The following is a 23,841-nucleotide window of genomic DNA, read 5'->3' as shown; positions in this document are numbered from 1 at the left end:
GCAGGGATTTCCCTTATTTTACACCCTCCCCTTTAGCTTGCCTATTTTTTAGGCACTTTTCTAAGTGACTGATATTTAATGAAAAAAATATGAACATTTTGTAATGTTTTGATTTCATTACAAAAAAGATAGTTGCCACTAGGGAAGAATTGAACAGGTGCACAACTTTGGACCGCTCGTACAGTTTCGCCTTCCCTAAAGCGTTTCGGAATAAACTTGGAACACATGTTTCTTCCGAAACGCCCTCGACATTGATCTCTCTTGCTGCGATTCGATTTTTCTCTGTCACAGGTGAAAGTCGAACCGCTTGAGGTTACTTTTCGACCCCGCGAATATCCGGCGTTTTCCAGCCAAGATGCTGGCCGCCATCCACGGCAATCACCTGACCGGTCACCGACGGCGCGTTCAGAAGGTAGGAAAACGCGGCCACGATATCCATGGTTCCCGCACCACGCCCCAGCACCGTGCCCGCACGTTGCGCTGCAAAATGTGCCTCGGACTGGCGGTGCCCGATCAGGGTGGGTCCCGGCGCAATTCCGTTGACCCGCACATGGGGTGCAAGCCCCTGGGCTGCTGTCTGGGTGAGGGTCCAAAGCCCGGCTTTGGCCAGCGTGTAGGTCATGAATTCCGGGGTCAGTTTCTTGATCCTCTGATCCAGCATATTCACCACCACGGCGCGCGCGACGGGTTCCCCATTTTCATCCATCACCGCCTCTGGCACCTGTGCGGCAAAAGACTGGATCATAAAAAACGGGGCCCGCAGGTTGGAATTGATATGACGGTCCCAGCTGTCTTGCGTGGCGGTCGAAATAGTGTCGTATTCAAACACCGACGCATTGTTGACCAGCGTAGAAAGCGGGCCGCCCAATGCCTCGGCCGCCTGCGGGACCAGCATTTCTGCCGCCCGCATATCCAGCAGATCCGCCTGAAGCGTCACCGCGTTCCGGCCAAGGTCGCGGATCATCGCGGCGGTCTCTTCCGCCCCACTGGCAGAGGCCGCATAATGCACCGCCACGTCATATCCCTGACGCGCCAGTTCCAACGCCATTGCGCGACCAAGCCGGGCCCCTGCCCCGGTGACCAAAGCCCGTTTTGTCATCCGCTCTGTCATCGCGCACTCCTGCAAGGGGTTAATGGGTCAGCACTATCGACACGTAGACCAGATAAAGCAATGTCAGAATACCGCCCCAGATCCGGCCCATATGCCATTTCCAGAACACGAAGGGTGCAAGCAGTGCGGACACGGCCAGCATCACCCAGATATCGAACTGAAGGATGCCCGGCTCAACCGGGATCGGCCCCACAAAGGACGCCACACCGATAATGGCCAGCAGGTTGAACATGTTCGAACCGATCACATTGCCCAGCGCCACCTCGGCCTGATTGCGCAGGGCCGCCATCACGGTGGTGGCCAGTTCGGGCAGGGATGTGCCAAGGGCCACAAGGGTCAGGCCGATCACGGTTTCAGAGACCCCCATGGTGCGGGCGATATTTGTGGAGGCATCCACCAGCAGATCCGCCCCGAGAGGCAGGCCGATCAATCCAAGGATCAGGAACAGGATCACCTTCCACCAGGCCATGTCGGGGTCCGCCCCTTCGACCTCTTCATCCTCGTCACAGGGCTCTGCCTGATTTTCCTTGCAGGCGCGGCGATGGCACATCGCCTCGCCAAAGGCCGAATAGAGAATCAGCCCCAGCACCGACAGCAGGATCGCGCCCTGCACCCAGGTGATGATGCCATTAAAGCAGAGGATGAAAAACAGGACCGAGGCCGCCATCATCTGTTTATAGCTTTTGCGTGTGTCACACGAACCGGTCGACAGCCCGCGCATAAGGGCGGGCACCCCCAGCACCAGAAGGATATTGGCAGTATTTGACCCCACCACATTGCCCAGCGCCAGACCGGGCACACCTTCATGAATGGCCTGCACCGAAATCAAAAGCTCGGGCGCAGAGGTGCCGAACGCCACAATGGTCAGCGACACGATCAGCGCAGGCACGCCAAGGCGCAGCGACAGGTTCACGGCGCCCCGCACCAGACTGTCGCCTGCGAGCAAAAGAATAATGAGGCCAAGGGCCGCGAAAATCAGATCCAAGGCTCAGCCCTTTCCCCTACACTCACATCCGTTCTTCCGGGCGGATTTACCTAGAAGAAACCGCCCGCATCGGGGGCATTTCATTGCGTCCACGCGGTTCTGACCGGGATAGCGGAGCTTGCCGAACATGGCCAGCACCCCCATCGCCACCAGAAAGAGGACAACAATCTTGATCACCATTTAAAGGCCAAACCGCGCATATTCCGCGCGCTCCTCGATCTGGGTGATCGCGTCATTCATCAGGCGCAGGCCAAAGCGGGACAGGATCCCGCGTCGGACGCCATAGACACGGAAGCGCACCTTGTCGCCAAACCGCGCCTTCATTGCGGGCACCAGATGGCCGATCCCGTCCACCAGCCCTTTCTCGATGGCCTTGCGCCCCAGCCAGATCTCGCCGGTAAACAGGTCTTCGCCTTCCGGCAATTTGCCAGCCCGGCGGGTTTCCACCTGGGTCTTGAAATTCACGTGGATATCGTCAAGCAGCCTTTTCAGGCGTTCGACATCTTCGGGGTTTTCCGGGCGGAACGGGTCCAGCTGTGATTTGGATCTGCCCGCCGTGTAAACCCGCCGGTCCACGCCCAGCTTCTCGATCAGGCCCGTCAGACCAAAGCCCGCCGAGATCACGCCGATGGAGCCGACAACCGAGTTTTCATCCACCAAGATCTCATCCGCCGCCGTCGCCAGCCAATAGCCGCCCGAGGCGGCCACATCTTCGACAAAGGCCACCACTGGCACATTTTTTTCCGCTGCCAACCGGCGGATGCGGGCGGCGATCAGGCTGGATTGCACCGGCGAGCCGCCCGGAGAATTGATCACCAGCGCCACCGCGCTGGGTTTCCCCTTGCGAAAGGCGCGCTCGATCGCGGGGGCCATGGAGACATCGTTCAGCTGCCCGCGATTGCCGCTGGCGATCATGCCCTGCAGGCGGATCACCGCAACCGTGGGCGGGCGTTTCAGGAAGGGGATCAGCTTTACCATGGGGGTGATGTAATCTGCCTGCGGGTTGGTCTCAAGGGTTGAGACGGGGGGTTTCTCCCCGTCAGTGATATTTCCTGGATCGAACACCGGGATCAACTGCGCAGCCGCCAGCCGGTGCGGAAAATCCAGCCAATGGCCAGGAGACACGCGCTCATGAACCCGACAATGGCCACCACCGACCAGACCACCGACACGTCAGCCACGTCAAAAAACGCCCAGCGGAAGCCGGAGATCAGATAGACCACCGGGTTGAACAGCGTGATGGTCTGCCAAACCGGCGGCAGCATCGAGATCGAGTAAAAAGAGCCGCCAAGGAATACGAGAGGCGTGATCACCAAAAGCGGCACCAGTTGAAGTTGTTCAAAGTTTTTCGCCCAGATCCCGATGATGAACCCGAGCAAAGAAAAACTGAGACAGGTCATCACCAGAAACGTGATCATCCAGATCGGGTGCGCAATGGTCAGATCAACAAAGAAATGCGCGGTGGCAAAGATGATCAACCCGATCATCAGCGCCTTGGTCGCAGCCGCTCCCACATAGCCGATCACAATCTCGACAAAAGACACCGGCGCCGAGAGGAGCTCGTAAACCGTGCCGATGAATTTCGGGAAATAGATCCCGAAACTCGCGTTTGTCGTGGCCTGCGTCAGCACCGTCAGCATGATCAGGCCCGGCACGATGAAGGCGCCATAGCTCACCCCCTCGACCTGGTCGATCCGCGACCCGATGGCCGCGCCAAACACCACGAAATAAAGCGAGGTGGACAGGACCGGGGATATGACCGACTGCGCCAAAGTGCGAAATGCCCGCGCCATTTCAAAGCGATAGATGGCTGCAATTGCATTCCAGTTCATGCCGCATCCTCCTTCACGAGATCGACAAAGATCTCTTCAAGCGAGCTTTGCTTGGTCGACAGGTCCACCATATGCAGCCCGGCCGCGCGCAGATCCGCCAAGAGGCCGGTAATCCCGGTGCTGTTGGCCTGCGTGTTATAGGTGTAGATCAGGTGGCCATTTTCCATGGTCACCCCCTTGCCCGCCAGCGAGGGCGGCAATTCCTCGATCGGATCCGAAAGCTCGATATGTAATTCCTTGCGCCCCAGCCGTTTGATCAGCGCGTCCTTCTCTTCGATCAGCAGGATTTCCCCCTTGGAAATCACCCCGATCCGGTCGGCCATCGCCTCGGCCTCTTCGATGTAATGGGTGGTGAGGATGATGGTCACGCCGGTCTCTTTCAGACGCGCCACGATCTCCCACATGTCCTTGCGCAGTTCCACATCCACGCCCGCCGTGGGTTCATCCAGAAACAGGATCCGCGGGTCATGGCACAGGGCCTTGGCGATCAGCACCCGACGTTTCATGCCGCCTGACAGGGTCATGATGCGGTTGTTGCGCTTGTCATAAAGAGAGAGCAGTTTCAGGATCTCCTCAATCCGCGCGTCATCACGTGGCTTGCCAAACAACCCACGCGAAAACCGCACCGTATTCATCACCGTCTCAAACGGTTCCAGATTGATTTCCTGTGGCACCAGCCCAATCAGGCCCCGCGCCGCCCGAAATTCATGAATATGGTCATGCCCGGCCACGGAAATTGTCCCCGAACTCGCCGTGGCAATCCCGCAAATTATTGAAATAAGAGTTGTTTTCCCAGCCCCATTTGGACCAAGCAGGGCCAGGATCTCACCTTCTTCAATCGAAAGATCCACGCCTTTCAGCGCCTGGTGCCCGCCATCATAGGTCTTGGTCAGCCCGCTGACCTTCAGGATCTCGGCCATGATCACTCCTGTCTTCCCCATCTGCCCGTCTTTATACGCAGGCCAAAGAGATCAGATAAGCAATCCCGCAGCACCTTCAAGACGCAACAGCTGAACTTTTGTCTCAATCCCGCCCGCGCCGGAAAACCCGACAAGCCTGCCACCGGCCCCCAGCACGCGATGGCAGGGAATGAGGATCGGGATCGGGTTGGCGCCACAGGCATTTCCGATCGCCTGCGCGGAATTGCCGGTCAGCGCAGCAATTTCGCCATAGGTCATGGTCTCGCCATAAGGGATGGACGACATGGCCGCACAAACCGCCCGCTGAAAGTCAGATCCCCTGACACGCAGGGGCAAATCGAATTGACGCAGCCGCCCGTCGAAATAAGAGACAAGCTGCGCCTGCGCCTCTCGCAACAGCGGGCTCACCCCCTGGTCAGGAGCCTCTCCCCAGGTCAGCCGTGTGATCGCTCCGCTTTCTTCTGTAACAACAAGCGGGCCGACCGGAGAAGGACATGTGATCTGCAACATGCCCCCACCCTGCCCTACAAAACCGCCATCAGCAATCCGAAGCTTGCGAATAGAGGCTTTGCCCCTCGCCCCCTCTTCGAGGGCACCCTCACCCCAGGATATTTCTGACCAGAAAATGAGGGCGCAGATCTTCTTCTTGCTCAAAATACTTCGGGGGGAGCCCATCTGGAAGATGGGCCGGGGGCAGCGCCCCCAACCGGCTCACGACGTGAGCTTTCAAAAGTGCCGCGCCGCAAGCGCGGCTCCGCACGACAATGAAAGGCCATAACAGGCAATAAAAAAGGGCGCGCCGCAGCACGCCCTTGATTGTGTCAGATGGCAACAATCACCCCAGCGCACTGTTGCAGCGGCCACAGGTGTCTGGATGGTCATGTTTGCCCACATCCGGCAGGATCTTCCAGCAGCGGCCGCATTTCTCGCCCGCGGCTTTTTCAAACACCACGCCCACGCCCTCGACTTCCGGCAGGCGGAAGGCTTCGGCGGGCAGCGGGTCATGTGTCAGCACGATCTGCGAGGTGATGGCCACATCTTCAAACGTCACGGTTTTCAGCGCATCCAGCACATCAGCGTCCCGCACATGCACCACCGGCGCCGCCTCCAGTGACGCGCCGATCACCTTGTCGCGGCGCTGGATTTCCAGCGCGGCGGTGACCACGCGGCGCACGCGGCGGATACCGGCCCATTTTGCAGCCAGCGGCTCATCCAGCCAATCGGCGGGCGTGTCCGGCAGGTCGATCATGTGGACCGAGCTGTCATCCCCCGGGAAGCGTTCCAGCCAGACCTCTTCCATGGTGAAACACAGGACCGGCGCGAGCCAGGTGGTCAGGCGGTGGAACAGGATGTCCAGCACGGTGCGCGCGGCACGGCGGTTCAGACTGTCTTCGCCGTCGCAATAAAGCGCGTCTTTGCGGATGTCGAAATAGAAGCTCGACAGATCCACGGTGGCAAAGTTGAACACGGCCGAGAACACGCCCTGGAAATCGAACGTCTTGTAGCCTGCGCGCACGGTGTGATCGAGTTCCGCCAGACGGTGCAGCACCCAGCGTTCCAGCTCGGGCATATCTGCCACATCCACGCGCTCTCCCTCATCAAACCCATGCAGGTTGCCCAGCATGAAACGCATCGTGTTGCGCAGGCGGCGATAGCTGTCGGCCACACCTTTCAGGATCTCGTCCCCGATGCGCAGATCCACCGAGTAGTCCGATTGCGCGACCCACAGGCGCAGGATATCCGCACCATATTGCTTGATCACCTGTTCCGGCGCGATGGTGTTGCCCAGTGATTTGGACATTTTCATGCCCTTCGCATCCAGCGTGAACCCGTGGGTGATCACGTTCTTATAGGGCGCGCGGCCTTTCGTGCCACAGGCCTGCAGCAGCGACGAGTGGAACCAACCGCGGTGCTGGTCGGTGCCTTCCAGATACACGTCAGCAATGCCATCCTCAGCGCCATCTTCGCGGTCGCGCAGCACAAAGGAGTGGGTCGAGCCACTGTCAAACCATACGTCGAGCACGTCGAAGACCTGCTCATATTCCGCCGGGTCTGCCGCATTGCCGATAAAGGCTTCCTTGGCGCCCTGCTTATACCAGGCGTCAGCCCCTTCGGCCTCAAACGCCGCCGAAATCCGCGCGTTCACCTCAGCATCACGCAGCAGGAAATCCGGGTCCGTCGGCAACGCGCCTTTTTTCACGAAACAGGTCAGCGGCACACCCCAGGCACGTTGACGCGACAGCACCCAGTCAGGACGCGCTTCGATCATCGAATAGAGGCGGTTGCGGCCCGCCTGCGGCCACCATTTCACAAGCTTGTCGATTGAATTGAGCGCGCGGGTGCGGATGGTTTTGCCCATCTCGTCCTGCCCGTCACCAACCTCGCGGTCCACGGATGCAAACCACTGCGGCGTGTTACGGAACACGATCGGCGCTTTCGAACGCCACGAATGCGGATAGCTGTGCGTCACGCGGCCACGGGCGATGATGCCACCGGCCTCAACCAGTTTGGCGATCACGGCGTTGTTGGCCTTGCCCTCTTTGCCCTTGCGGTCAAAGACCTGAAGGCCTGCAAAGAACGGCACATGGGGCAGGAACTCCGATTCCTCACCCACATTATGGGTCATCCGGTCGATCCAGTTGCGCTTGACGAAACATTCATAGTCATCAGCACCGTGGCTGGGCGCGGTGTGCACAAAACCGGTCCCGGCATCGTCCGTCACGTGATCGCCATCAATCATCGGCACGTCATAGTCCCAGAAGCCGTCTGCGCCGTCGAGGCCGGCAAAGGGGTGTTTGAGGATTGCGCCTGCAAACTCGCTGGCCGCCACATCCCGCACGCGGGTGAACCCGGTCACGCGGGACTTGCCCAGTGCATCCTCAGCCAGCGTGTCCGCAAAGAGGTAGAGGTCGCCCGGATTGGTCCAGCTTTCCTCTTCGGTCGCATCAACGCGGTAAAGCCCATAGGCCACCTTATCGTTATAGGCGACCGCCTTGTTCGACGGGATCGTCCAGGGGGTGGTGGTCCAGATCACCACGCGGGCCCCGGCCAGATCACCTTCGGCCTTGGCAAACGAGAACGGCACCCAGATCGTGTGCGATTTATGATCGTGATACTCGATCTCGGCCTCGGCCAGCGCGGTCTTTTCGACCGGCGACCACATCACGGGTTTGGACCCCTGATAAAGCGTGCCGTTCATCAGGAACTTCATGAATTCCTCGGCAATCACCGCTTCCGCATGGAAATTCATGGTCAGATAGGGGTCAGCCCAATTGCCGGTGATGCCCAGCCGCTTGAATTCTTCGCGCTGGATGTCGATCCAGCCCTCGGCGAACTTGCGGCATTCCTGACGGAAGTCGACGACATCCACATCGTCCTTGTTCTTGCCCTTCTTGCGGTATTGCTCTTCGATCTTCCATTCGATCGGCAGACCGTGGCAATCCCAGCCCGGCACATACCGCGCATCATATCCCATCATCTGGTGCGAGCGCACGATCATGTCCTTGAGGATCTTGTTCAGCGCGTGGCCGATATGCAGGTGGCCGTTGGCATAGGGGGGGCCGTCATGCAGCACGAAGGGCGGGCGATTTTCGGCCTTGCCCTTCTCGCGCAGACGATCATAGACGCCGATCTCGTTCCAACGATCAAGCCAGCCCGGCTCGCGCTTGGGCAGGCCTGCACGCATCGGGAAATCGGTTTCGGGAAGGCTCAGGGTGTCTTTGTATTCTGGGGTGTCGGCACACATGTGTCCGGTCCTTTTCGGAAACTGTTCGTCTGTCTGGGGAAGGAGCGGCGCGGCAGGTCCATACGCCTTGTCCCGGCGTCTCAGTTCGCGAGCGCCGGGCAGATAATTCGAATAATGATGATCGCCTGATGGTGCATCATGGGGGCGTTATAGGGCCGCGTGCGGGCTTCGTAAAGCCATGATACCATGGCACCCTGCGCGCAATTGTCCTGCTTTCACCGCTTGGCAGCCCGCCGCGACCCGACTAATTTAGTCAGGAAACCCAGACAAAACCCGGACCCTCACGATGCCCAACCCCACCATGCCCAACCCAATGCAGCTTTTCGACATCACAGGGGAAGAGATCGATCAGGTGCTGACCCGGTTTTACGCCCGGATCCGCACCCACCCCGAACTGGGTCCGATCTTCAACGGCCATGTTGGCACCGGGGATCCGGAATGGCAGGACCATATCGCGCTGATTTCACGGTTCTGGCGCGGGGCCATCCTGCGCGAGCCGGGCTATGACGGCAACCCGATGCGCGCCCATATGCAGGCGGGCAATGTGATGGCAGAGCATTTCGACCCGTGGCTTGCGCTGTTCGAAGAGGTGGTCACCGAAGAGCTTGCCCCGCAAACCGCCCGCCCATGGATTGCACTGGCCCACCGGATCGGGCGTGGGCTGCGGTTGGGTATCGAAGACCTCCACCGGCCAAAATCCACCCCGCCCAGCCTGTTCTGACAGCGTCTTTTTCTTGCGAAAAATACCTCGGGGTGAGGACGCAGTCCGAGGGGCAGCGCCCCTTTCACCACAAGTCAGGCCGCGCCAGCATCACCCAGAAAATCGCCAGCATCGCCACAAAAGCGGGCCAGCCACAGGTAAACCAGATGCGATAAAGGCGGTGGTATTGGTCCGGCAGCTCTGCCCCTTCCCGCGCAGCCCCCTTCGCCAAATCCCGCAGCCGGATCTGGATCCAGACCACCGGCAGCCAGAACAGGCCAACAAAAAGATAAAGCCCGATACCGGTCAGCAACCATGGCTCCCACAGGCTCCACCCCAATCCCCATGCCAAAAACATGCCGGTGATCGGTTGCACCACCGCAGCGGTCGCGGTGAAGACCATGTCGGCCAACACCACGATCCCCGCCACATGGGCAATCAGGGCCGGGTCCCGCGACCGCTGGGCAATCACCATGAAAAACGCAATCCCCGCCCCCGTGCCCATCAGCACCGTGGCCCCAAGGATATGGGCCCATCGCAGCAATAGCAGCCCGTCCACCACACCTTCCATCAGCGGCTCTCCAACATCACCCGCAGGGTCAGCGCGGCCAGAATCACCGGGATCACCTTGACCAGCGGCCCCAGCGGATCGACCCAAAGCTCTGGGGTGACAAAACTTGCCGAGAGCAGATAGATCACACTGACGGAAATCATCCCCCAACAGGCCAGCCCGGCCCAGCGCCGGACCCAAAGCGCCATCCCCAGTGCTACATCAACCACCGCCCAGAAAAGAACGGAGAGCTTCGCGGGCCACAGCGCCCACCCCGCATCGGTCAGAACCTGTGCCGCCGCGGTCAGAGAAACCACCCCCATCACACCGGACACAATCCAGAAAAGCGACAGGCCCACCAGAAGGACAGGCATCAGCAGCGACAGGCGCGCCTGCATCCGGTGCTCTGCCCCGACCGGTATCGACGCCAGAACCGCAGGCAAGGAGGCAACCGTCCCACCCGCCGCCTGAAAGGCCGCCGGATCGCCAGTGATCCCGTCTTTCAGAACCTCAAGGGCGGTGCTGCGCAGGGGCGAACGCCAGCCCAGCCGCCCGAGGCCATCGGCACAACGCCCGACCAGAGGAAGCAGGATCGCAGGCACGGGCAGCGACATTCGGGCGGGCGGGAAGCCCAGCCAGCTTCGATGGGCCGCAACAACCTCGCGCAAAGGACGAGGCGTGTCTTCAACCAGATCAAACACCTCCCCCTCGGGCAATTCCCCGGCCAGTGCGGCCTCAACCGCACGGGCAAGATCGTCAATGCCAACAGATTGCACCGGCGTTTTACCAAGGGCCAGCGGCTGCACAAACGGCACCGCCGCGAGCATCCGCAAGAGCATGGTGCCGCCATAGGCCTGCTGCGCGATGACCAGACCGGGGCGCAGGATCCAGACCGGGGCGGCCGAGGCGAGAAGAGCCGCATCCCCAGCCGCTTTTGACCGGAAAAAGGCGGTGCTGGCATCCGGGCACACCCCGGCGGCAGAGATCTGCACAATGGATACATCATGGCGCGCGGTTGCCTCAGACAACGCGGCAAGCATCCTGTGATGCACCGCCGACAGGTCATCTTCGCCACCATCCTGCAACGCGCCGGCACAATTCACCACCGCGTCACAGTCTTCTAGCAGATCAGCCCAGTCGGATGGCGCCGTCAGATCCCGCAAATCGGCAATCTGCCACGCCAGATCCGGCAGGATGCGCTGCGCGGTTGCGCGGTTGCGCCCCAGCCCGGTCACCTGATAGCCCGCGGCGCTGAGGTGGCGGGCAATATGCGCGCCGATCAGCCCATACGCCCCCAATACCAGAACCCGCCTCCGGTCTTGGCGCATCACGGATCAGGTCCCGGTTTGGGAGCATCCCCGTCACCCTTCCCCCGGTTTGCGGCCCAGCGGTTGAGCCATGCCAGAGCCACCAGCGACAAGCCCAGCGCAAGGAAGGAAAAGACCCGCATCAGCCCGTCCAACCCGGCCGCATCCACCAGGAAAACCTTGGCAGAGGTCAGGGCGATCACCCCCATGGCCACCCGGCGCATCAGATCGGATCCGCGTGCAATCGCCTGATAAAGCAGGCCCGCTCCGACCAGCAGAAGGGCAACCGTGTAGGTGTAAAGCTCAGGCTGGCGCATCGGTTGGCCCGCAAGTTCGGGGCCGCGCCAGAAATGGGCAATCTCGGCCACGGCCCAGAAGGCCAGAAGCCCCGCCCCGCCAAGCGCGAACCCAAGGCGGGCTTTTCCCGGCAGGTGCGACATCCCACGCGCCACGCCCAGCAAAAGCAACGCGGGCAGCGCATAGGCCACGCCAAGGGTGCTCAGCCCCGGCCAGCCGTGGATCACCTCGCCATAGGTGGTGAACGGGTTGTCCACCAGCAGCGCACGCGCCAGATAGCCAAGCGCCAACACGCCATAGATTGCCGCCAGACCAAGTCGCAGCGTGGCCAAACGCCCGCCCAGTTGCAGCCGCCACAGCTGCACCGCGCCAACCAGCATCCAGATCAGCGCATTCAGCCCATCGCCCCAATGCTGTTCATATTGCACACCCGTGGCCGTTTCGATCGCACGGTCCAGCAAGAGGGCGGCAAAAATGGCCGTCAGCGACAGGGCGGCACTTTCCAGCGTGACCAGGGCCTTGAACCGATTGCGGTCCTTGCCGAGCCACCAGGCCGCCGCCAGCGGCAGGATCGACCCCGCAAAGGCGAAGCTCACGCTGCGGATCGGCGCATCATCCGCCCAGGGCAGACCCGGGTCCAGCACCAGCCGGGCCGAGACCAGAATGGTGCCAACCACGGCAAACCATTCCAGCAGCGGCAGATCGAACCGCCGGTCAATCTCGACCGTGACCAGCACGGTCAGCGCCAGCGCCACGGTCAGCGCCGAGGGCGACAGCACCAGCATCAGGGCAAAGCTGATCAGGCCAAGCGCCGAAATCAGGGCAAGCGACAGCCGCATCCGGTCCTTGTCACCGGCGCGTGCAAACCGTTCCAGCTTGATCACCATCAGCGCGGCCACCGCCAGCACCACCAGCGCCCAGCGGAAGGCCCCGATCTGGTTGGCAGGCACCCATGTCAGCTCCAGCACCACCAGCATGGCCGGGGCGAAGATGGCAGATGCAAAGGCCCAGACACGTTTGTGACCATCGCTGGTCAGGCTGCGCCAGGCGGCAATGATCCCCACCCCCACGGCGAGGGCAAGCAGATAGGCCGGGGCCAGACGCAGGTCACTCTCAACCCCGCGCTCGATCCCGTTTGCCAAGGCCCCCTGTCCGACCGGCACGATGAACGCCTGCCAGACATCCAGGTAGAGCACGGGCTGCATCGCGGCGGTGATCAGCATTCCGATGGCGGGCAGGATCGGCAGATCCTCCATCGCCACACAACGCCGCGCCCAGATGGCCATCCCCCCGGACAGGAGCGCCAAAGCCCCAACCGACAGCCAGAACTCGGCGCTGCCAGCCGTCGAGGACAGCATCAGCCAGACCACACTTGCCGCCATCAGCCCCTGCAAAAGCAGCATGCGACGCGGCAGGCCGCGCAGCGATTTCGTCGTGACCAGATGTGGCAGAAGCGCCGCCCCCGGCAGGCGGGGCAGAACGCGCCACCCCATGACGATCACCGCGGCAAATGGCAAGATCAGCGCCGAGCCGATCACCCATTCCGGGTCCACATCCGCAAAGCGCACCAGCACGACCAGCAGGATCTGCCCCAGGATGATCGACAGCGCCGACAGCCACTTCCAGCGGCGATAGGTATCAATTGCCAGCCCCACCAACGTGACCAGCCCAAGATGGGCCACCACCGGAGACGCGTCAGAGCTTCCCCCAAGAAGAAACGGGGTGACAAAAGCCCCGACAATGCCCAGCACGGACAAAAGCGGCCCGGTCAGCCACCCCAGCACAATGGCCCCGGCCGCAACCAATAGCAGCCCGGCAAACAACGTGGTTGGCCCGATCAGATCATACATGTGGCGCGCGGCCAGAAGCCCGGCAAACAGGGTTACGATCCCTGCCCCGGAAAAGACAGAAGGCAGGAAGGCGGCGGGGCTGTCTTCGCCGTCCCCCCAGCGTTTGCGCAGATACTCACCTGCGCCAATCAGCAGGGCACCGAAACCAAGGGCGGCCAGCACCCGTGCGGTGGGCGGCAACAGCCCGGCTTCGATCCCGTATTGCACAAGGAAAATCCCGGCCAGCGCCAGCGACACCGCGGCCACGGCATAGACCCAGTTCTGCACAAGCCAGCTGCCCAGCTGCCCCATCATCCGGTCAAAGGCCGAAGGCGTGCGCGGGGCAGGTTTTTGCGCGGGCAGACCCGGCTTTACAGTGTCCGTTTGACGCGCAGCTTTGGTGGGTGAGGGAGGCGTTGCACCGGACGCCGGGGCGCGCCCTGCCACTTTGGGATCTCCCCAGGGAGCCCGTGATGCAGCCTGTGATGTGGTCTCTGATGCGGGTCCAGATGCAGACTGTGGCTTGACTGTTGAACCGGGAGTCGCCTCTTGCAATCCGGCTTGACGGGGCTGCCCGGTCGCGGCTGTTCCCCCCTCCAGGGGGTCGTTCTGCGCCCTGCTCTCCAGCGCCTCCAACTGCTGTTCAGCAGACCGAACGCGGAGGCCGAGATCAATGTTCTCGCGTCCCAGACGTGCAGTTCTGACCAGCAGATAGACCACACCCACCGGCAGGCCCAATCCATAAATCAATGCAATCAATACCAAAACCGATTCCATCACATGCTCCTGTGAGATTCGCAGTCAGCCTATCCGGCCCAATGGCAAAGCACCATTGAGGAAAACCCGTAGCAAAAGGCCAAAGCATCGCGGCTCAGTCTTTCTGGCTGAAAAGCCCCACAAGGGCACGTTTCACGATAACCGTCACCTGCGGGCGTTTTTGCGCAGTGAAGGGCAAGGGGCGGCACACCTCCATCGCGGCGACGCCAACACGGGCGGTCAGCGCCCCATTGACCACCCCTTCGCCGAACCGGCGCGACAGTTTTGACAAGATCCCGCCGCCCGCCAAAGACCCCAACAGATCGTCCCCGACGGCCACGGCGCCGGTTGCAACAAGATGGGTCATGACCGCGCGCAAAAGGCGCCAGCTGCCCAGAGTGCCGGCGCGCCCGCCATAAATCTCGGCCACGCGGCGGATCATGCGGATATTTCCGGTCAGCGCCGCCACCACATCGGCAAGTGCGACCGGAACAATGGCGGTCACGGTGGCCACCTGACGTGCGGCGGCCTCGATCTCGCGCAGGGCGGCCTGATCCAGAGGGGCCATCAGCTCATTTTCCGCAAGCGCCAGCAGCGTGTCGGCGTCAAACGCATCCGCTTCGCGCGCGCTGAGGCGATCAAGTGCCCATTTCATCTCGTCCCGGCCACGATAGAACCGGGTCAGTCGCGCCACCACCGCGCGCGCTTCGCCAAGATCCTGATGGGCAAGTGCGCGGGCCACCTCCCCCTGCAGGTGATCCACCCGGCGCAACCGCACCAGGGCGAGCATTTCGCTGAGGCCCAGAAGCGCCCCCACCAAAAGAAAGGCCGCCAGAAGCGCCATGGCCACGGTGCCCAGCCAGAGGTTGCGCGTGATCAGCCCGGTGATGAAATCATAAGCGGCAACAGACAGCCCAAACCCCGCCAATGCCATGAACAGCGACCAGAACCACCGGCCCAGTCGGGACGGGCTGCGGGATGCAACCGACACCACCGCCTGCATGGCGGCCCCGGTGGGGTCGGGCTGGGGCGCATCCGGCACCGGAGGCACCTCGGCGGGGCTGTGTGTCGGCGCATCCTCCAGTTCGATCAGAACGGGGCCTGCATTTTTGTGGTCGGTCATTGCGGCTTACTCCATTCATATCGGATATCAGGCAGGGTTTCGTCATTGTCCCGGCCATCGCCACGGGCCACTTCGTGAAACCCCTTGCGCAGATAGAACCGCTGGGCGGCTTCGTTGGCGACAAAGGTATAAAGGGTCAGCCGGTTGCTTGCCTGTTTGGCATGGTCCACCAACGCGCCGCCAATTCCCCGCCCCCGCGCATGAGGGGCGACGTAAAGCGCATGGATGTCGCCCCGCGCACGCGCCACAAACCCAAGCACCCGGCCCTGCTCCTGCGCCACGCTAACCCAGCCACGCGCCACCAGCCTGGCTGCAAATTCCTTTTCCGACGCGCGGGAATGCACCCGGGGCATCCAGGGCGTGGCCGCATTCCACTGGCTGAGGATATTGGCAATGGCGGGGGCCTGGTCGGGCGTTGCGGGTGTGATCTTCATAGCCGGTCCCCGATGAGGAACTCGGCTGCGCGATCAAGCCGGATATGGGGCGGGCCTTCGCCCGGCTTCAGGCTGATATCAGCCGGGGCAAAGCGCATGATCTGATAATCTGCATCCAGCCAGCTTTCGGCGCCATTGCGGGCAGGCGACAAGAGCCGCGCCGGGTCTTCGGGCAACGCGCCGGGATAAAAAGCGGCCGACTTTCCCGTCTCCAGCAGCCGCCCACGCACACAATCCAGCACCTGCCCCTGATGATCAATCCGCTCTTCCACCGTGGTGCGCAGGGCGGCAATCGCCATGGCCGCGGTTTTGGCACCGGCAAAATCGGCCCGATCCCTCGCCTCGCGCAACAGCGCCTCGGTGATGGCGGTCAGGTGCGGATGCTGGGAATGGTGCAGGTGATCGGCCTTGGTTGCGGCAAACAGGATCCGCTCGACCCGGCGCCCGAGGAAAAGCTGGCTGAGGAACGCATTGGACCCCGGGCGAAACGCGGAGAGGATATCGGCCATTGCCCGGCGCAGATCCTCAAGCGCTGCGGGTCCCGCATGGATTGCCCCCAGCACATCCACCAGCACCACCTGCCGGTCGATCCGGGCAAAATGGTCACGGAAAAAGGGTTTCACCACCCGCGCCTTATAAGCTTCGAACCGGCGCTCAAACTCACGATACAGCGACCCGCGCGGCGGTTTGGCGCGCGGGGGCAGCGGCGCGAATGTCAGCGCGGGAGAGCCCTCCATGTCGCCCGGCAGCAAAAAGCGGCCGGGGGTGCAGTCGGAAAACCCGTCCTCACGCGCCTGTCTGAGATAGGTGGCAAAGCTCTCGGCCAGAGTTTTGGCATGGGGTTCGTCAAGGGCCTCGGCGCTGTCTGTCGCACTCATGCGGGCAAGGAAATCCGCCGCCTGCTCGCGCCCGTCCACCCGTGCCAGCGTGTCGACAGACCAGTCGGCAAAGCTTTGATCCAGAAGCGCAAGGTCCAGCAGCCATTCGCCGGGATAGTCGACAATGTCCAGATGCACCGTGCGCGGGCCTCGCAGCCCGCCCAGAAGCCCCGATGGCTGCACGCGAAACGACAGGCGCAGCTCGGATATGGCGCGGGTCGAGGCGGGCCAGACCGGATCCGGGCCGGTCATGGCCGCCAGATGTGTTTCATAGTCGAACCGGGGGACCAGATCATCTGGCTGGGGCTGCAGGAACGCGGTCTGGATCCGGCCCGTGGTGGCGGCGGTCAACCCGGTCATTCGCGCCCGGTTCATGAGGTTGGCCACCAGCGAGGTGATGAACACGGTCTTGCCCGCACGGCTGAGCCCGGTCACGCCCAGCCGGATCACCGGTTCAAACAGTGCCTCGGATGTGGCATCACCCACCGCCTCGATCTGGCGTGAAATGCTGTCTGCAATATCCCCGAGCCCCACGGTGTTCTCCTTGTTGTTTGACAAAGAGATAAGGCGGAGGGCGGGGTTTCGCTAGGGGGGAACTGGGGGGGAAGTTGGCGCAACCTGTCCCCGGCAGAGGGGCGCGGCCCCCGCGCGGCATGTGTGCCCGGGATATTTCCGACAGGATAAACGCAGGCTTGTGGGGCGGCGCCGGGCGCGGTATGCGAAGCCATGCCCAGATTTGCGTTGAAAGTCGAATATCATGGCGCGGGATATGCCGGATGGCAGCGCCAGAAAGATCAGCCCTCGGTGCAGGGGGCGATTGAGGCGGCGCTTGCACGTCTGGAGCCGCGCGCGCATACGATTGCGGCGGCAGGGCGCACCGATGCCGGGGTCCATGGCCTGGGTCAGGTGGCCCATTGTGACATGGAGCGGGATTGGGATCCGTTTCGCCTGTCGGAGGCGCTGAACCACCACCTCAGAGAGGCGCGGGTGGCGATTGTCGATTGCGCACAGGTGAGGGATGCGTTTCACGCCCGGTTTTCCGCCACCGAGCGGCGGTACCTGTTTCGGCTGATCTCACGACGCGCGCCCCTGACCCATGATCGGGGGCTGGCCTGGCATATCAAACATCCGCTGGATGCGGCCATGATGCAGGCCGGGGCTGACCGGCTGATCGGGCGGCATGATTTCACCACGTTCCGCTCGTCAATCTGTCAGGCGGAAAGCCCGGTGAAGACGCTGGATGAGTTGCGGGTGGAAGAGGTGATCCGCCCAAATGAGGTGGAGTATCGCTTTCACGTGCGCGCACGCTCGTTCCTGCACAATCAGGTGCGCTCATTCATGGGTACGCTGGAACGGGTTGGCGCGGGGGCCTGGACCCCGGATGATGTGACCGCCGCCCTTGAGGCACGTTCCCGCCCCGCCTGTGGCCCGGTCTGCCCGCCCGAGGGGCTGTATCTGGCCGGGGTCACCTATCCGCAAGACCCGTTCGCCTGACCGGGGTCAGATCAGGATATTTCAGACCAGGGTGAACTGGGCTGTGCCGAGCCTGCGACCATTCACCTGCACGCTTAGCTGATGGGCGCCGGGATAGAGGCGAAAGGTCGTGGCATTTCCCTTGAAATGATGGGATTTCTGCAAGGTCACCCGCTGCCCGGCTTTCAGGGACAGGGTTTTCAGCTTGAACACTTTCTCGGACAGTTTGCCGCCCGCGCGCTGAAACTGGATCACATAGTCAACCAGCAGGGTGGTGTCGTGATCCACGGTCAGGTCAAACCGGAACTTCAGCGCCGTATCAATCGGCACCTGAGAATGCGCGGGCGCAAGCTGGATCGGTCCCATCGTCACCTTGGCATCGCTGCGATAGCCCAGCAGATCCAGCGCGCCGGGATGGCCCTGTTTGACCAGCGTCCGGCAGGCATGGCGGGTCATCCAGCCCAACTCTTTTGCGTTCTGCCGCGCCTCTTGCCGCCACCGCGTGAGTGTTGCGACCACCAGCTCCGGGTCGGTCTTGGCAATGTCATTCAGATGATTGGCCACCGAACGGGTCACATAGCGGGTCGGATCGGCGTGGAGCGTATCAAGGATCCGGATCGTCTCATGTTCCGCCCACCCGATCCGCTGCCCCCAGGGCAGCTTCGGGCGCGCACCCTCAGACGCCAGGCGGCGCACGTGGTAGTTCTCATCCTGCGCCCAGCCAGCCAGCACAGTCTGCATCCGACCCTTGTGACGGATCAGGAACGGACGGATGGCAAATTCCATCGAAAACCGGCGGGTCAGCGCATGGAGCAGCGGCAAGGAAACATCGAGATCCTCAAGCCCGTTGCGCGCCACGAACTGCCCGAACGGGTCGATAATGAAATCACCAAAGTCATCGTCGCTCTTCGACGGGTCCAGCTCAGGCGGCAACGCATTGTGGATCACCTCTGCTGCGGCGGGGAACGCCTTTGGCAGGTGATCCTCCAACACTTCGGCAATCCACAGGATCCGCGCCTTGAGCTCCAGCGCCGGCAATTGCCCCATCACCTGCGCCTGAAAACCCGCCGCGTCAAATCCGGGCAGCGCATCAGACAGCCAACCGGCGAACATCTCGACCTTCCCGGCATTGATCAGCTGATCTTTCAGACTGAACCCCTGCGACATATGCCACCCCTTTGTTCACGTTTTACCCCACATTACAATCACCCCAGTTTTTCACAAGCCAAAAGCGGCGCGGCCCCTGTGGAAAACTTATGCACAGCTAATTCAGCCGATTTTCCCGTCAGGGCTTCCCCCCGTTCGATGCCTCGGCCATAATAAAACACCAACGAGCAGAACAGCTTTTCAAGGCGGCATATCCATGAGCGAAGACCTTCTGGCCGGGCACACAGCCAACGCAGGCCAAGATACCTATGATGCATCCTCGATCGAAGTGCTGGAGGGGCTGGAGCCTGTGCGCCAGCGTCCGGGCATGTATATCGGTGGCACGGATGAACGTGCGCTGCACCATATGGTGGCGGAGATCCTCGACAACTCGATGGACGAGGCCGTGGCCGGGCATGCCAACCGGATCGAGATCGAACTGCACGCCGATTACGCGGTCACCATCCGCGACAACGGGCGCGGCATCCCCATTGATCCGCACCCGAAATTTCCCGACAAATCGGCGCTTGAGGTGATCCTGTGCACCCTGCACGCGGGCGGCAAATTTTCCGGCAAAGCCTATCAGACCTCGGGTGGCCTGCATGGCGTGGGCTCGTCGGTCGTGAACGCCCTCTCTGAGAGCATGGTGGTCAAGGTCGCCAAGAACAAAGAGCTGTATGAGCAACGCTTTTCACGCGGATTGCCGCTGGGCCCGGTGGAAAAGATCGGCGCGGCCCCCAATCGCCGCGGCACCGAGGTGACATTTCACGCCGATGAACAGATCTTCGGCAAGCACCGTTTCAAGCCAAAGCGCCTGTTCACCCTGGCGCGCTCCAAAGCCTATCTGTTTTCCGGTGTCGAAATCCGCTGGAAATCCCATATCGACGATGGCGAAACGCCCACCGAAGCCAGCTTTCACTTCCCCGGTGGCCTGGCCGATTATCTGAAGGAAACTCTTGGCAAGGCGTCGGTCTATGCCGAGGCGCCCTTCGCGGGCAAGGTCGAGTTTCGTGAGAAATTTGGCGAGCCGGGATATGTCGAATGGGCGATCAACTGGACGCCTTCGCGCGACGGTTACATCCAATCCTATTGTAACACCGTGCCCACCCCCGAAGGCGGCACCCATGTCACCGGGTTCTGGGCCGCGATCCTGAAGGGGATCAAGGCCTATGGCGAACTGGTGGGCAACAAGAAGGCCGCGAACATCACCCGTGATGACCTGCTGGCGGGGGGCTGTGCGCTGGTCAGCTGTTTCATTGCCGACCCGGCCTTTGTCGGCCAGACCAAGGATCGCCTGTCAACCGAAGCCGCCGCCAAGATGGTGGAACAATCCGTGCGCGACCATTTTGACAACTGGCTGGCGGCGGATACGAAATCCGCGGGTGCGATCCTCGATTTCCTTGTGCTGCGCGCCGAAGAGCGTCTGCGCCGTCGGCAGGAAAAAGAGACCCAGCGCAAAACCGCCACCAAGAAACTGCGCCTGCCCGGCAAGCTGGTGGATTGTTCCGCCACCAACCGCGAAGGGACCGAGCTGTTTATCGTCGAGGGCGACTCGGCTGGCGGATCAGCCAAGATGGCGCGCAACCGCAAGACACAGGCGCTGCTGCCCTTGCGCGGTAAGATCCTGAACGTGCTGGGCGCGGCGAGCTCGAAACTTGGCACCAATGCCGAGATCAGCGACCTGACACAGGCGCTTGGTGTCGGGCTGGGCACGCGGTTCAACGTGGATGATCTGCGCTATGACAAGATCATCATCATGACCGACGCGGACGTCGACGGGGCGCATATCGCGGCGCTTCTGATGACGTTTTTCTTCACCCAGATGCGGCCGATGATCGACGCAGGCCACCTCTATCTGGCCTGCCCGCCGCTGTTTCGCCTGACCCAAGGCGCCAAGCGGGTCTATTGCATTGACGAGGCCGAGCGCGATGCGTGGTTGGAAAAGGGCCTTGGCGGCAAGGGCAAGATCGACGTCTCGCGCTTTAAGGGTCTGGGTGAGATGGACGCGAAGGACCTGAAAGAAACCACGATGGACCCGGACTCACGCACCCTGATCCGCGTGACCATCGACGAGGACGAACCGGGCGAAACCGCAACCCTGGTCGAACAGCTGATGGGCAAGAAACCCGAGCTAAGGTTCCAGTATATTCAGGAGAACGCCAAGTTCGCTGAGGATTTGGATGTTTGAAGTTGAAAACACCATTGAGGCGATTAAACATATCTCGAAATGAACCAAAAGACGAGATTCGAGATGAAGTTCAAATGGGCTGTTTTCGCGACCATTTCCGCGTCAGTTAGCGCTTGCATTCCAACAACTGAAGGCTACCAACAACTTGTAAACGACTGGAAAGGCAGCTCAGAGCAAGAGTTGATCGCACAATGGGGCGTTCCTGACAAATCCTACAGAAGCGGCGGCAACCAATATATTAGTTACGTTCGAAGAGGTAGCGTTTACATACCTGGCACTCAGCCAACCTACACAACCACTGTGTATGGCAACGTAGCTTACACCAATTCTTATGGCGGCACTCCCGGTCAAAACATTTCGACCTACTGTGAAACGACGTTTGTGCTCGCAAGCGGGCGCATCAAAGATGCAACTTTTAAAGGCAATGATTGTACTGCTGTACCGAAGAGCGATAAGTGACCAGCCTGCAATGATCGCCTAGTTTAGGCGCCCGACCCTGGGTGGGTGCTCGTTTCGCTCTCGTGGCGCAATTCGCTCACCACACCCGAAAACTACCTGCATAGCTGATACGTCGCAAAAGCGCCCTCCCGTGGGGAGGGTCGGGCGCTGTCCGGCCTTCGTCCGGACGGGGCGTTTGCGATTGGCGAAGCTACTCCAACCGCAGCCCTTCGATCACCCCCATCATCTCGGCGTCCGTATCGTCACTATCCGCGGACAGGGCCAGTGCGACCAAGGCCCCCGGCGTCCCACCAAAGGCGCGCTTATAGTCAGCGGCGAGGTTGATGCTCTCCGTTGCTGCCCCTTCCCCTGACGGGCGCAGAACCACGGTTTTGCCGCGGGCCCCAAGGTAAGGCGAAGGCAGGAGACTGCCACGTTTATGCGCGCCGCCATGCACGTAAACCAGCACCCGGCCATCGGGGTTTTTCAAAAGCTTGCGCAGGCTCTGCCGCGCCGCCTGATCGGCCTGATCTTTGGGCAGGAAAGCAAAGTAAAGCGCCAGATTGCGATCATCCCCGCCTTTGCGGGTCAGATCCGTGGGCGGGACAGATTTCGCCACGGACCATGTCCATGACGCCCTGCTTGCCCCCTGTTCGGATATGGGCAGGAGTTTATAGGTGATCGACACGGACCCATCCGCATCCACCGCCATGCGATCTGGCGCTCCTTCAAACGTCACCCGCGAAAAGAACGAGGCAAACCAGTGGGTCTTCCAATCGTCCAGCCGGATCGGGCCGGCCTTGGCGGGCACCACAACCATCCCCAGAAGGGCCGAGAGAAAAAGAATACGGGTCAACATGACACCGGCATAGCACCGTTTGGGCAAGGATCAATCTACCGGATCCGTCCCTCACATGAATGTCAGTGCATGTCATTGACATGTGACCCGGGCCTGAGGCCCCGCACAAACGGAATTTTTGCCCCCAGTCTTTCGTGACTGACACAATTTTGAATTGTATAATAGGTTGGCAGCCTCTTTTTTGCGACGGCTTTAAAAGGAACATATTGTTGCAGACACCACCACATATTGACGCGGTCATAACCTGGGTCGATGGGAATGATCCCGACCACAAGGCCAAACGTCTGGCCTATCAGGGCAAGCAAACGAACCTTCACACCTCGGCAACGTCGGATACGCGGTTTGACAGTCAGAACGAGGTGTATTTCTGCATTGCCTCGATCCTGAAATATGCCCCTTTCATTCGCACCATCCATGTGGTGACGGACAATCAAAGCCCCGCGTTTCTGAAGAATTTCAGCGATGAAGGCCTATGCGCACCGGATCGCATTCGCCTCGTCGATCATCGTGAGATTTTCCGGGGGCATGAAGATGTTTTGCCGAGCTTCAATTCCCGCACCATCGAAACCATGCTTTGGCGCATTGAAGGGCTGACAGAGAATTTCGTGTCCTTCAATGATGATTTCTTCATAAACGAACCTCTCGGCCCGACGCATTTTTTCAAGGACGAGGCACCTGTGCTGCATGGGGAGTGGGTGCGACCGGAACTGGCCGCGTTCAAAGCGCGGGTTCAGGAAAGGCTGCGACGGCTCGGATTGCGGCGCAAGCCGGTGAAGGCAAACTTCCGGGTGATTCAGAACCGATCCGCCGCTCTTGCCGGGGTGAAAGGTCGGTATTTTCGCTATGATCACTGGCCCCGACCGGCACGACGCTCGGTTTTCTCAGAGTTTTTCGCCCAAAACCCCGATATTCTGCAATCTCAAATCCAGCATAGATTTCGCAGCTCCGAGCAATTTGCAGCTTTGTCGCTGGCCTATCATCTAGAGCTCAACCAGTATCGGACTCCGGCCCAAGCGCCCGCCTCCCTGGCCTATTTCCACCCGGAAGAAAGCCCAAGCCGCACATGGTTTGACGACCTGCGCCAAGAGGCGAGCCAATTCGGCTGCATTCAAAGCCTTGACGAGTGCCCGAGCGATCTGGCGGCAGAGATTCAGGAGGTTTTGAAAACGAAGTTTCAAAGCCATCTGCCCTCATGCCTGCATCCGGAATGTGCAGAATATCAGGCGGCAGACAAGGCCAATACCGAGGGTATTTCAGGATAGACGGGTGC

At 61.1% G+C, this 23,841-nt stretch carries 21 protein-coding genes; 5 read left to right on the top strand and 16 right to left on the bottom strand.

The window, feature by feature from the left end; all coding sequences use genetic code 11:
- Nucleotides 1-313 precede the first annotated feature (313 nt).
- The 8 genes from AKJ29_RS03790 to ileS all read right to left on the bottom strand — a co-directional run bounded on the left by AKJ29_RS03790 (nt 314) and on the right by ileS (nt 8,593).
- The gene (locus tag AKJ29_RS03790) at nt 314-1,111 is read right to left on the bottom strand and encodes an SDR family oxidoreductase (protein ID WP_074963578.1); all 798 of its coding nucleotides are present in this window, start codon (nt 1,109-1,111) and stop codon (nt 314-316) included.
- A 19-nt stretch (nt 1,112-1,130) separates the two neighbouring features.
- The gene (locus tag AKJ29_RS03785) at nt 1,131-2,096 is read right to left on the bottom strand and encodes a calcium/sodium antiporter (protein ID WP_055188076.1); all 966 of its coding nucleotides are present in this window, start codon (nt 2,094-2,096) and stop codon (nt 1,131-1,133) included.
- A gap of 3 nt (nt 2,097-2,099) precedes the next feature.
- On the bottom strand, nt 2,100-2,276 hold the full coding sequence (locus AKJ29_RS19835) for a hypothetical protein (protein ID WP_055188074.1): 177 nt from the start codon (nt 2,274-2,276) through the stop codon (nt 2,100-2,102).
- On the bottom strand, nt 2,277-3,074 hold the full coding sequence (locus tag AKJ29_RS03775; protein ID WP_055188988.1) for a S49 family peptidase: 798 nt from the start codon (nt 3,072-3,074) through the stop codon (nt 2,277-2,279).
- Between the two features lie 92 nt (nt 3,075-3,166).
- Entirely contained in the window at nt 3,167-3,928 is a 762-nt protein-coding gene (locus tag AKJ29_RS03770) for an ABC transporter permease (RefSeq protein WP_055188072.1), read from the bottom strand.
- Nucleotides 3,925-4,848: an ABC transporter ATP-binding protein gene (locus AKJ29_RS03765; protein WP_055188070.1), complete on the bottom strand. Its 924-nt coding sequence runs from the start codon at nt 4,846-4,848 to the stop codon at nt 3,925-3,927. Before AKJ29_RS03765 ends, AKJ29_RS03770 begins: the two co-directional genes overlap by 4 nt.
- Before the next feature lie 51 nt (nt 4,849-4,899).
- Nucleotides 4,900-5,358, bottom strand: a complete 459-nt coding sequence (locus tag AKJ29_RS03760; protein ID WP_055188986.1) for a methylated-DNA--[protein]-cysteine S-methyltransferase — start codon at nt 5,356-5,358, stop codon at nt 4,900-4,902.
- A gap of 325 nt (nt 5,359-5,683) precedes the next feature.
- Entirely contained in the window at nt 5,684-8,593 is a 2,910-nt protein-coding gene (gene ileS, locus AKJ29_RS03755) for an isoleucine--tRNA ligase (RefSeq protein ID WP_055188068.1), read from the bottom strand.
- A 286-nt stretch (nt 8,594-8,879) separates the two neighbouring features.
- On the opposite strand from ileS, the gene AKJ29_RS03750 reads away from it, so the two are divergent.
- Entirely contained in the window at nt 8,880-9,314 is a 435-nt protein-coding gene (locus tag AKJ29_RS03750) for a group III truncated hemoglobin (RefSeq protein ID WP_055188066.1), read from the top strand.
- 64 nt (nt 9,315-9,378) lie between these two features.
- Here AKJ29_RS03750 and AKJ29_RS03745 read toward each other — a convergent pair whose 3' ends face one another.
- The 6 genes from AKJ29_RS03745 to AKJ29_RS03720 all read right to left on the bottom strand — a co-directional run bounded on the left by AKJ29_RS03745 (nt 9,379) and on the right by AKJ29_RS03720 (nt 17,001).
- A complete protein-coding gene (locus AKJ29_RS03745; protein WP_055188064.1) occupies nt 9,379-9,864 on the bottom strand; it encodes a DUF2269 family protein in 486 nt (161 codons plus the stop codon).
- A complete protein-coding gene (locus AKJ29_RS03740) occupies nt 9,864-11,171 on the bottom strand; it encodes an SDR family oxidoreductase (RefSeq protein ID WP_055188061.1) in 1,308 nt (435 codons plus the stop codon). Before AKJ29_RS03740 ends, AKJ29_RS03745 begins: the two co-directional genes overlap by 1 nt.
- Nucleotides 11,171-14,053 carry a DUF2339 domain-containing protein gene (locus AKJ29_RS03735; RefSeq protein WP_055188060.1) on the bottom strand — a complete coding sequence of 961 codons (2,883 nt, stop codon included), beginning with the start codon at nt 14,051-14,053 and terminating at the stop codon, nt 11,171-11,173. The genes AKJ29_RS03740 and AKJ29_RS03735 overlap by 1 nt, the downstream gene beginning before the upstream one ends.
- Nucleotides 14,054-14,147: 94 nt before the next feature.
- The gene (locus AKJ29_RS03730) at nt 14,148-15,155 is read right to left on the bottom strand and encodes a YcjF family protein (RefSeq protein ID WP_055188058.1); all 1,008 of its coding nucleotides are present in this window, start codon (nt 15,153-15,155) and stop codon (nt 14,148-14,150) included.
- A complete protein-coding gene (locus AKJ29_RS03725; protein WP_055188056.1) occupies nt 15,152-15,589 on the bottom strand; it encodes a GNAT family N-acetyltransferase in 438 nt (145 codons plus the stop codon). The genes AKJ29_RS03730 and AKJ29_RS03725 overlap by 4 nt, the downstream gene beginning before the upstream one ends.
- Complete coding sequence (locus AKJ29_RS03720) at nt 15,586-17,001, bottom strand: YcjX family GTP-binding protein (RefSeq protein ID WP_055188984.1); 1,416 nt, start codon at nt 16,999-17,001, stop codon at nt 15,586-15,588. Before AKJ29_RS03720 ends, AKJ29_RS03725 begins: the two co-directional genes overlap by 4 nt.
- A gap of 192 nt (nt 17,002-17,193) precedes the next feature.
- Here AKJ29_RS03720 and truA point away from each other — a divergent pair, with 192 nt between their 5' ends.
- Nucleotides 17,194-17,961, top strand: a complete 768-nt coding sequence (truA, locus tag AKJ29_RS03715; protein ID WP_055188054.1) for a tRNA pseudouridine(38-40) synthase TruA — start codon at nt 17,194-17,196, stop codon at nt 17,959-17,961.
- Nucleotides 17,962-17,982: 21 nt separating this feature from the next.
- On the opposite strand, the gene AKJ29_RS03710 is transcribed toward truA, so the two are convergent.
- Nucleotides 17,983-19,107, bottom strand: a complete 1,125-nt coding sequence (locus AKJ29_RS03710) for a DNA alkylation repair protein (RefSeq protein ID WP_055188053.1) — start codon at nt 19,105-19,107, stop codon at nt 17,983-17,985.
- A 196-nt stretch (nt 19,108-19,303) separates the two neighbouring features.
- Here AKJ29_RS03710 and parE point away from each other — a divergent pair, with 196 nt between their 5' ends.
- Nucleotides 19,304-21,274, top strand: coding sequence for a DNA topoisomerase IV subunit B (gene parE, locus AKJ29_RS03705; protein WP_055188051.1), 1,971 nt, complete (start codon nt 19,304-19,306; stop codon nt 21,272-21,274).
- Nucleotides 21,275-21,337: 63 nt separating this feature from the next.
- Nucleotides 21,338-21,733 (top strand): hypothetical protein, encoded by a 396-nt coding sequence (locus AKJ29_RS03700; RefSeq protein WP_074963597.1) that lies wholly within the window; start codon nt 21,338-21,340, stop codon nt 21,731-21,733.
- A gap of 190 nt (nt 21,734-21,923) precedes the next feature.
- On the opposite strand, the gene AKJ29_RS03695 is transcribed toward AKJ29_RS03700, so the two are convergent.
- Nucleotides 21,924-22,571: a DUF3047 domain-containing protein gene (locus AKJ29_RS03695; RefSeq protein ID WP_152972425.1), complete on the bottom strand. Its 648-nt coding sequence runs from the start codon at nt 22,569-22,571 to the stop codon at nt 21,924-21,926.
- A gap of 209 nt (nt 22,572-22,780) precedes the next feature.
- Between AKJ29_RS03695 and AKJ29_RS03690 the strand changes: the two genes are divergently transcribed.
- Nucleotides 22,781-23,833 (top strand): stealth family protein, encoded by a 1,053-nt coding sequence (locus tag AKJ29_RS03690; RefSeq protein ID WP_055188047.1) that lies wholly within the window; start codon nt 22,781-22,783, stop codon nt 23,831-23,833.
- Nucleotides 23,834-23,841: the final 8 nt, after the last annotated feature.

It is taken from the genome of Aliiroseovarius crassostreae (assembly GCF_001307765.1).
GTDB classification, from domain to species: domain Bacteria; phylum Pseudomonadota; class Alphaproteobacteria; order Rhodobacterales; family Rhodobacteraceae; genus Aliiroseovarius; species Aliiroseovarius crassostreae.
This window is presented reverse-complemented; position numbering and strand designations above follow the sequence as displayed.